Genomic DNA, 9,684 nt, shown 5'->3' on the forward strand with positions numbered 1-9,684 from the left:
GCGGCCCGGCCGCCACGGTGGCCGCGATCGCCGCCAACCTGGCCGCGAACGCCGGCGCTGCGCCCACAGCGCCGGCCGACGTGCCGATGACGCCGTCGGCAGCCGCCGCGCACCACCTGAACGCCGACGACGCCGACATCGACCTGCCGAGCCTGCCCGCGCATGAAGCGGCCGCCGGCCGCCGCACTTGGCGGCCGGGCCCCGGTGCCGCACCCGCGAACGGCGGTGAAGCCGATTCGATGTACGAGCGTTCGAAGCTGAACCCCGTGCTCACGTTCGACAACTTCGTGACCGGCAAGGCGAACCAGCTCGCGCGCGCCGCCGCGATCCAGGTCGCGGACAACCCGGGCATCTCGTACAACCCGCTGTTCCTGTACGGCGGCGTCGGCCTCGGCAAGACCCACCTGATCCATGCGATCGGCAACCAGCTGCTGCTCGACAAGGCCGGCGCGCGGATCCGCTACATCCATGCGGAACAGTACGTGTCCGACGTGGTGAAGGCGTACCAGCGCAAGGCATTCGACGACTTCAAGCGCTACTACCACTCGCTCGACCTGCTGCTGATCGACGATATTCAATTCTTCTCGGGCAAGTCGCGCACGCAAGAGGAATTCTTCTACGCGTTCGAGGCGCTGGTCGCGAACAAGGCGCAGGTGATCATCACCAGCGACACGTATCCGAAGGAAATCTCGGGCATCGACGATCGCCTGATCTCGCGCTTCGACTCGGGCCTCACCGTCGCGATCGAGCCGCCCGAGCTGGAAATGCGCGTCGCGATCCTGATGCGCAAGGCGCAGTCGGAAGGCGTGAACCTGTCGGAAGACGTCGCGTTCTTCGTCGCGAAGCACCTGCGCTCGAACGTGCGCGAACTCGAAGGCGCGCTGCGCAAGATCCTCGCGTATTCGAAGTTCCACGGCCGCGAGATCTCGATCGAGCTGACCAAGGAAGCGCTGAAGGACCTGCTGACCGTGCAGAACCGGCAGATTTCGGTCGAGAACATCCAGAAGACCGTCGCCGACTTCTACAACATCAAGGTCGCCGACATGTATTCGAAGAAGCGCCCCGCGAACATCGCGCGGCCGCGACAGATTGCGATGTATCTCGCGAAGGAACTCACGCAGAAGAGCCTGCCGGAAATCGGCGAGCTGTTCGGCGGGCGCGATCACACCACCGTGCTGCACGCGGTGCGCAAGATCGCCGACGAGCGCAGCAAGGACGCGCAGCTCAACCACGAGCTGCACGTGCTGGAACAGACGCTGAAGGGCTGAGCGCGCGGCGCGCTTGATAATTCGGCCTCCGCCCCAATTTAAGGGGGGCGGTTCGGTTTTGAGGCACAATACTGGTTTGACCGCCCCGGTGGTGGCGGGCCAAGAGCCCGGCCGGCGGGGCGCTGCGAGGCTGCTGCGCTGCAGGCCGTTACTCAACGAAGGAACTCTATGCAACTGGTCAAGACCGAACGAGACACCCTCCTCAGGCCGCTGCAAACGGTCAGCGGCATCGTCGAACGCCGCCATACGTTGCCGATCCTCGCCAACCTGCTGATCACCAAGAACGGCCCGGACGTTTCGTTCCTGTCGACCGACCTGGAGCTGCAGATCACCACGCGCGCCGATTTCGGCGTCGGCGGCGACCAGGTCGCGACCACCGTCGCCGCCCGCAAGCTGCTCGACATCCTGCGCGCGATGCCTGACGGCCAGGTCACGCTGTCGCTCGCCGACAAGCGCCTCACCGTTCAATCGGGCAAGAGCCGTTTCGCACTGCAGACGCTGGCGGCCGACGAGTTCCCGACCGTCGCGCAGGCCAAGGATTTCGGCGCCACGCTGACCGTCCCGCAGAAGTCGTTCCGCCAGTTGCTCGGCATGGTGCACTTCGCGATGGCGCAGCAGGACATCCGCTACTACCTGAACGGCATGCTGCTCGTCGTCGACGGCGACCAGCTGATGGCCGTGGCCACCGACGGCCACCGCCTCGCGTTCTCGTCGATGAAGCTCGAAGGCGGCACGTTCGGCCGCCAGGAAGTCATCGTGCCGCGCAAGACGATTCTCGAGCTGCAACGCCTGCTCGAAGACATCGACGACACCGTCACCATCGACATCGCGCAAACCCAGGCCAAGTTCACGTTCGGCCAGGTCGAGCTCGTGTCGAAACTCGTCGAGGGCAAGTTCCCCGACTTCCAGCGCGTGATCCCGAAGGCGCACAAGAACACGTTCGAGATCGGCCGTGAAGAACTGCAGCGCTCGCTGCAGCGCGCGGCGATCCTGACCTCGGACAAGTTCAAGGGCGTGCGCTGCATCATCGCGCCGGGCCAGCTGAAGATCATGTCGACCAACGCCGATCAGGAAGAGGCGCAGGAAGAACTCGAAATCGCCTACCAGGGCGATACCGTCGACATCGGCTTCAACGTCACGTATCTGCTCGACGTGCTCGCGAACCTGAAGGTCGACACCGTGCAGGTGAGCCTCGGCGACGCCAGCTCGAGCGCGCTGATTACCGTGCCCGAGAACGACGAGTTCAAGTATGTCGTGATGCCGATGCGCATCTGACGCGCACGACATCAAGACACACACCAGGGGGCGGCAAGCCCCTTTGGCGTTTTTATGGCGAACCGACAACCCGCCCTTTTAGTGCCTTTTCGGCACTTGGGCGGGCCAGGAAACTGGAGCGGCCCGGCGATTTCCTTCGCTGAAACGCACCGCGCCGCCACCTGAGTGGCCTCGCAGAACCGGAAGATATCCATGAGTGAACAGCACAATTCGCAACCCGATAACAGCAGCTACGGCGCCTCGTCGATCCAGATCCTCGAAGGTCTGGAAGCGGTGCGCAAGCGCCCCGGGATGTACATCGGCGACACGTCTGACGGCACCGGTCTGCACCACCTCGTGTTCGAGGTGCTCGACAACTCGATCGACGAAGCGCTGGCCGGGTACTGCAACGACATCCACGTGACGATTCACGCCGACAACTCGATTTCCGTGACCGACAACGGCCGCGGGATTCCGACCGACGTGAAGATGAACGACAAGCACGAGCCGAAGCGCAGTGCGGCGGAAATCGTGATGACCGAGCTGCATGCCGGCGGCAAGTTCGACCAGAACAGCTACAAGGTGTCCGGTGGCCTGCACGGCGTGGGCGTGTCGTGCGTGAACGCGCTGTCGAGCTGGCTGCGCCTCACCGTGCGCCGCGACGGCAAGAAGCGGTTCATGGAGTTCCACCGCGGCGTCGCGCAGGATCGCGTGCTCGAGGTGGTGGACGGCGTCGAAGTGTCGCCAATGCTCGTGACCGGCGACACCGAGAACCGTGGTACCGAAGTGCATTTCATGGCCGATCCGACGATTTTCGGTACGGTCGAGTATCACTACGACATCCTCGCGAAGCGGATGCGCGAGCTTTCGTTCCTGAACAACGGTGTGCGGATTCGCCTCACCGATCTGCGCTCGGGCAAGGAAGACGATTTCGCCTTCGCCGGCGGTGTGAAGGGCTTCGTCGAGTACATCAACAAGACGAAGACCAACCTGCACCCGACCGTGTTCTTCGCCAACGGCGAGAAGGACGGCGTGGGCGTCGAAGTCGCGATGCAGTGGAACGACAGCTACAACGAAAACGTGCTGTGCTTCACGAACAACATCCCGCAGCGCGACGGCGGCACGCACCTGACCGGCCTGCGGGCCGCGATGACGCGCGTCATCAACAAGTACATCACCGACAACGAAATCGCGAAGAAGGCGAAGGTCGAGACGACCGGCGACGACATGCGCGAAGGGCTGTCGTGCGTGCTGTCCGTGAAGGTGCCGGAGCCGAAGTTCAGCTCGCAGACGAAGGACAAGCTGGTTTCGTCCGAGGTTCGTGCGCCGGTTGAGGAAGTTGTGGCGAAGGCTCTGGAAGAATTCCTGCTGGAAACGCCGATCGACGCGAAGATTATTTGCGGGAAGATTGTTGAAGCTGCTCGCGCGCGGGATGCGGCGCGGAAGGCGCGCGAAATGACGCGACGCAAGGGCGTGCTCGATGGCGTCGGCCTGCCCGGCAAGCTCGCGGACTGCCAGGAGAAAGACCCGGCGAAGTGCGAAATCTACATCGTCGAGGGTGACTCGGCAGGTGGGTCGGCGAAGCAAGGGCGTGATCGCAAGTTCCAGGCGATCCTGCCGCTGCGCGGCAAGGTGCTGAACGTCGAGAAGGCGCGCTACGACAAGCTGCTGTCGTCGGAACAGATCGTCACGCTCGTGACCGCGCTTGGGTGCGGGATCGGCAAGGAAGACTACAACCTCGACAAGCTGCGCTATCACCGCATCATCATCATGACCGACGCGGACGTCGACGGTGCACACATCCGGACGCTGCTGCTCACGTTCCTGTATCGCCAGATGCCGGACATGATCGAGCGCGGGTACGTGTATATCGCGCAGCCGCCGCTTTACAAGATCAAGGCGGGTAAGGACGAGCGGTATCTGAAGGATGACGTGGAGCTCAACGCGCACATGCTGCGGTTGGCGCTGCAAGGGTCGGAGCTGGTGCCGGGTGAGAATGCGGCGGCGATTTCGGGCGATGCGCTTGGGGAGCTGGCAAGGTCGTATCTGCTGTCGCAGAGCGTGATCGAGCGGTTGAGCCGGTTGTATGATCCGGCCGCGCTGGAAGCTGTTATGGATGGGGTGGTGATCGATCTCTCCAATGAGGCTTCGACTGAGGCTTCGGCGAAGGCTCTTCATGCCGCGCTGCATGACGAGGCTTTGAAGAACGAAGTGCGTGTGGTGCCTTCGTATGACGCGGTTCGCGAACAGCGCGCGCTGCATGTCGAGCGGACGCATCACGGCAACGTGCGGGTTTCGGTCATCGACCAGGAATTCCAGCACACGGCGGATTATCAGCAGCTCGTGACCACCGCGAATACGTTCAAGGGGCTTATCGGGGAAGGCGCGGTCATCAAACGCGGTGAGCGCAGCATGGCCGTGGCGGACTTCAAGAGCGCGATGAAGTGGCTGCTGGCCGATGCTGAACGCAACGTCTCGAAGCAGCGCTATAAGGGGCTCGGCGAGATGAACCCCGAGCAGCTGTGGGAAACGACGATGGATCCGGCAGTGCGGCGTCTGCTGCGTGTGCAGATCGAAGACGCGATTGCGGCGGATGGGATCTTTACTACCCTCATGGGGGATGATGTCGAGCCGCGGCGGGCGTTTATCGAGAGCAATGCGTTGCGGGCGGGGAATATTGACGTTTGATTTTTCTCGTAGATCAAGCAAGCAAACTGCGCGACTAATAAGTTACTGCGCACTCGTACCCGTTCGGCGATCGCATAACGATCTCAACCTACGGGCTCTTAGTTCGTGGGGGCGCGTTCGAATCACTCATGCTCTATCATAGGTTACTGCACTAAGAATCAAGGACTTAACCTGATGGCTAGGTCCTTTTTTTATCCTCGATGCGCCGTTGTGGGCGATTTGTTCTGTTTGGCACAGATTCGCCTCAACTCGATACTGCGGCCAACGAATCGCATGAAGGTCTCGTTATGCCGGAAGAGCGAGGACTCAAGGAAGAAGTCGATCAAGTGCTCAATGCGCCAGCAGTACACATTGGCGAAAAGCTGTTTGCCAACCTCACGTAGCTATGCATCTGGTGCAAGACAGAATAATTATCAAAATACGACTCATATCAACAACAAAAAGATGCTATATACGTAGCTTAGAGTAGATCATATACTTTCTAAAATAACCTACCCACGCACTCGCTAGCCCAAATGTGGCAGCCAGGATGTCGAACGAACAGCTTACAACTCTTACCCAGCCACAACGCGATCGGCTCGCGTTCGTGGAGTTGCGGGTGCGCTTCATCGGGGAGATACGCCGCCAGGACTTGGTCACGCGGTTTGGCATCCAGTCCGCTGCGGCATCCAGAGATCTGGCGCTGTACAAGGAGTTGGCCCCGGGTAACATCGACTACGACTCCAAGGGTAAATCCTACGTCCTTGGGCCGAGCTTTCAGTCTGTCTTCGACTTCCCCCCCGAGCGGGTGCTGTCGTGGCTGACCCAGGGATTTGGCGATGGTGAGCCGATGCGGCTCAAGGCATGGGTGGCCAGCGATAGCCCGTCCAGGCTCCCCCATCCGGATCCGGACGCTCTTGCGACCGTGACCCGGGCAATCCACCAGGAATGCCCGCTGGGCATCGAGTACCACTCCATCTCCAGTGGCCGCACCGAGCGAGAGATCGTCCCGTTCGCACTGGTCGACAATGGCCTGCGCTGGCACGTCCGCGCCTTCGACCGGAAGTCTCAGGAGTTTCGGGATTTCGTCATCACCCGGATCAAGTGCCCCGTGATGCTCAAGGGCCAACCAGTGGCGCCCCACGAGATGCGCGATCAGGACATTCAGTGGACCCGGATCGTCGAGCTGGAGTTGGTGGCGCACCCGGATCAACCCCGGCCAGAGATCACTGAAATGGATTACGGCATGCGCGACGGCGTGCTGCGGATGAAGCTGCGCGCCGCCACGGCCGGATACCTCCTGCGTAAATGGAGTGTCGATTGCTCCCCTGACCACAGCCTGCGCGGGCATGCGCCGTGTCAATGAGCGATTCACACAGATCCTGATTGACCGCCAGGACGTCAGCTTCGTCGTCTCCGCGCGCCTGCTCAAGAAGACTGCCGACCAGCAGAACAAGATCCGCGAATACCTTACGCCGTTCGCCAAGTTCTACGGCTCGATGAACGAGCGCATTGATGAGTACGTGCGGCTGTTCCCGGTTCACCCGGACTACCTGAAGACCTTCGAGCAGATCCACTTCACCGAGAAGCGCGGCGCACTCAAGACGATCGAGGCCGCCATGCTGGCCATCCTCGACCAGGAAGTACCTGCCGACAAGCCGTTGTTCATAAGCTACGAGAGCTTCTGGAACACCATCAGGGCCAATTCGGTCCTGCGCGCCGACCCGAACATCAAGGAGGTCATCCGCGTATCCGAAGTGCTGGAGTCGCGCGTGCAGCAGGCCTTCACGCGCCCGGCCTACAAAGCCATGGCGCTGCGCGTTATCAACGCGCTGGCCGTCCACCGTTTGACCACGGGCGGCGACATCCATGTCCCCATTGGCCCCACGGCCGCCGAACTGCGCGATGCCCTGTGCCTGTTCCAGCCGGGGGTGGAGGAAATGTCGGGCGATCCGGCCGAGAACCTGCTGTCGATGGTGCAGACCGTGTTGCGGGAGGTGCTGAAGACCGTCAACGGCCAGTTCATCTCTAAGGCACCGGACACCGAGCAGTACTACCTCGACCTCAAGAAGGACATCGACTACGATGCGCAGATCGAAAAGCGCGCCGAAGCCCTGTCCGAGGACGCGCTGGACCGCGCCTACTACAGCGCCATCAAGGCACTGATGGAGTGCAGCGACGATCTGCGTTACCCCGGCTTCCAGATCTGGCAATACCAGATCGAGTGGCAGGAGCGCCGCGTCGAGCGCATGGGATACCTGTTTTTTGGTGCGCCGAACGACCGACCCACGGCACAGCCCGAGCGCGATTTCTACATCTACTTCATCCAGCCCTTCGACAAGCCGAAGTTCAGCGACGCCAACTTGGCGGACGAAGTGTTCTTCCGCTTGAAGTCGCCGGACGAGGACTACAAGCGCTACCTGTCGCAGTACGCGGCAGCACTGGATCTGGCGTCGACAGCCAGCGGTGGCGCGAAAGCCATCTACCTGTCGAAGGCCCAAGAGTCGCTGCGATCCATGAGTAAGTGGCTGCAGGAAAAGCAGATGACCGCGTTCGAGGTCACCTACCAGGGCAAGACCAAGACGCTGCAGGACTGGTCCAAGGGCGTTTCCTTGCGTGACCGCGCGCGACTGGGTCCGGACGAGCGCATCAACTTCCGCGACGTGGTGAACATCGTCTCTGGCCTGGCACTTGGCCAGCGCTTTGCCGACATCTCGCCTGAGTACCCCACCTTCTCGGTGCTGGTCACCGAAGCCAAGCTGGTGCAGCTCGCAGAGCGTTCGCTGGACGAGCTCAAACAGTTCAAACATGTCGAGGCACCGAAAGAGATCAATCTCGCGGTGCTGCGGACCCTGTTCGAATTGTTCGACCTGCCGTCCGGCTTGGCCCAGAAGGCCAGCCAGGGCGATACCGAGCCGGTCATCAAACTACAGGAGAAAGTCAGTGCGCTGGTGCCGCGCGTGCTCAAGGCCGGCTCCGACCTGCAGCAAGGCAAGCTCGGCTTTTGGGGGCAGAACATCCTGCGCGACGAAGAAGCCAAAGACTGGCACGCCCGGCTCGATTCACTGAAAAAGTTCACCGAATCGCTGGCGCCGTACAACACCATCGGCAAGCTGAAGAACCTGCGTGTCACACAGGAAGACCTCGACAGCCAGAAGAAGAATCTGGAGATCCTGGCTGCCGTCGAGCGACTGCTCGAGCTGGTGATGGAGCTGGGCGGCACGGCGTCCTACCTCTCGCAGGCCGAGATGGTGCTGCCTGCAGAGCACCCGTGGGTGAAACAGGCCGAGGCCGCCCGCAAAGCGCTACAGGACAAGCTCAGCCAGGACCGCACGGCCGAGCATGCTTCCGAGTACCGGCAGACGCTCATCCAGCTCAAGAAGGACTACATTACCGCCTACATTGCCAGCCACAGCAAGGCGCGGTTGGGCGTGGCCGAGGACAAGACCCGCAACGCCCTGCGCAAGGACGACCGCCTGCTGACGCTGCGCGTGTTGGCCGGGGTACTTGTCGATGCAGGAGCGAATGTGAACAGCATCGGCGACCTGGGCAACACGCCACTCCATCAAGCAGCGATGATGGGTCAACTCGAATCGGCAAGGCTTCTTTTGAAACGTGGCGCGGCCACGCAGGCAAAGAACGAATTCGGGCAGACGCCGCTAGACGTCGCCAAGCTCAGCGGAAGCGAAGAGATGATTCGCCTTCTTGAAGCTGGGCGATGACGTTCACGAAAATCACCGTGTGGCCATGATTGATGGAACATCACTTTTCCCTGTTTCCGGATGACATCTTTCCCGTTGAGAAAGCCATTACCAACATAGGCGGTATCGAGGCACGTGCGGTAGATCGATTCTTCAGGGGACGGAGACGCTTCGCAATAACTCTCGAGGTTCGAGACAACTACGAGTGCGATGAGTCCGCCTGCCTTGGCTTTATTGAACCGGAGGCCTTCGCCTTTTTCCTGCCATTGTTCATGAAGTTGGCAGCGTGCGAATACGACGCATCAAACAACATTCCGGACTCGGTTGACCTTCCCCAGGAAGGCCAACCGTACATGCCATGGATGCGCGCCATCGACGCGCATTTCGAGATGTTCGGATTCAAGCCGGGTGATCGCGTCTATCTTCGGTTCAACTTTGATTCCCGAAGGGTCATCATCACGCCCGACTACAACGCGCTGAACTGGCGAGAGCAGCCCTATGGGGCAGCTGCCCAAGAAGAGGAAGAGGAGCTGGAACACGCAGCGCTGGCCCCTTTGCGCCGCTCTGTTGTCTGGTGACGGCTCGACGTGAAGCACTTCGGCGCGCGCCTTGATGCAAATGGTCCGCGGCGGTGCTGCAAGTAACTTCAACAACCGTCACAACAGACGAAAAGTCGCGCTCTGCTCGCTCGCATTCGACGGCATCGCAAGCATCAGTGCATGCAGCACGACAAGCATCCATGCCGAGTACTCCGCACGCATTTTTGCCGCCGAATGCAAAAACCCCCGCCTTTC

The 9,684-nt window shown here is 61.2% G+C and carries 7 protein-coding genes; all 7 read left to right on the top strand.

The features are described from left to right. On the top strand, positions 1–1,268 hold a 1,268-nt coding region (dnaA, locus tag L810_RS40960; RefSeq protein ID WP_042978250.1), incomplete at its 5' end, for a chromosomal replication initiator protein DnaA. 168 nt (positions 1,269–1,436) lie between these two features. Continuing rightward, on the top strand, positions 1,437–2,543 hold the full coding sequence (gene dnaN, locus L810_RS40965) for a DNA polymerase III subunit beta (protein ID WP_006756934.1): 1,107 nt from the start codon (positions 1,437–1,439) through the stop codon (positions 2,541–2,543). A 192-nt stretch (positions 2,544–2,735) separates the two neighbouring features. Next, positions 2,736–5,210 (top strand): DNA topoisomerase (ATP-hydrolyzing) subunit B, encoded by a 2,475-nt coding sequence (gene gyrB / locus L810_RS40970; RefSeq protein ID WP_021163999.1) that lies wholly within the window; start codon positions 2,736–2,738, stop codon positions 5,208–5,210. Between the two features lie 529 nt (positions 5,211–5,739). Beyond that, positions 5,740–6,555, top strand: a complete 816-nt coding sequence (locus L810_RS40975) for a helix-turn-helix transcriptional regulator (protein ID WP_257009040.1) — start codon at positions 5,740–5,742, stop codon at positions 6,553–6,555. Continuing rightward, on the top strand, positions 6,503–8,911 hold the full coding sequence (locus tag L810_RS40980; RefSeq protein ID WP_162175314.1) for a DUF6079 family protein: 2,409 nt from the start codon (positions 6,503–6,505) through the stop codon (positions 8,909–8,911). The genes L810_RS40975 and L810_RS40980 overlap by 53 nt, the downstream gene beginning before the upstream one ends. Before the next feature lie 32 nt (positions 8,912–8,943). Then, positions 8,944–9,468: a hypothetical protein gene (locus L810_RS49495; protein ID WP_021164002.1), complete on the top strand. Its 525-nt coding sequence runs from the start codon at positions 8,944–8,946 to the stop codon at positions 9,466–9,468. Between the two features lie 34 nt (positions 9,469–9,502). Further along, the coding region (locus L810_RS48815) for a hypothetical protein (RefSeq protein WP_218921756.1) at positions 9,503–9,684 on the top strand (182 nt) is incomplete at its 3' end.

It is taken from the genome of Burkholderia sp. AU4i, from assembly GCF_000466765.1.
GTDB lineage: Bacteria > Pseudomonadota > Gammaproteobacteria > Burkholderiales > Burkholderiaceae > Burkholderia > Burkholderia cepacia.

What these genes read in the sequence shown, in the direction of transcription:
- dnaN (WP_006756934.1), top strand. Translation starts at nt 1,437, where the DNA reads ATGCAACTGGTCAAGACCGAACGAGACACCCTCCTCAGGCCGCTGCAA.
- gyrB (WP_021163999.1), top strand. Translation starts at nt 2,736, where the DNA reads ATGAGTGAACAGCACAATTCGCAACCCGATAACAGCAGCTACGGCGCC.
- L810_RS40975 (WP_257009040.1), top strand. Translation starts at nt 5,740, where the DNA reads ATGTCGAACGAACAGCTTACAACTCTTACCCAGCCACAACGCGATCGG.
- L810_RS49495 (WP_021164002.1), top strand. Translation starts at nt 8,944, where the DNA reads ATGGAACATCACTTTTCCCTGTTTCCGGATGACATCTTTCCCGTTGAG.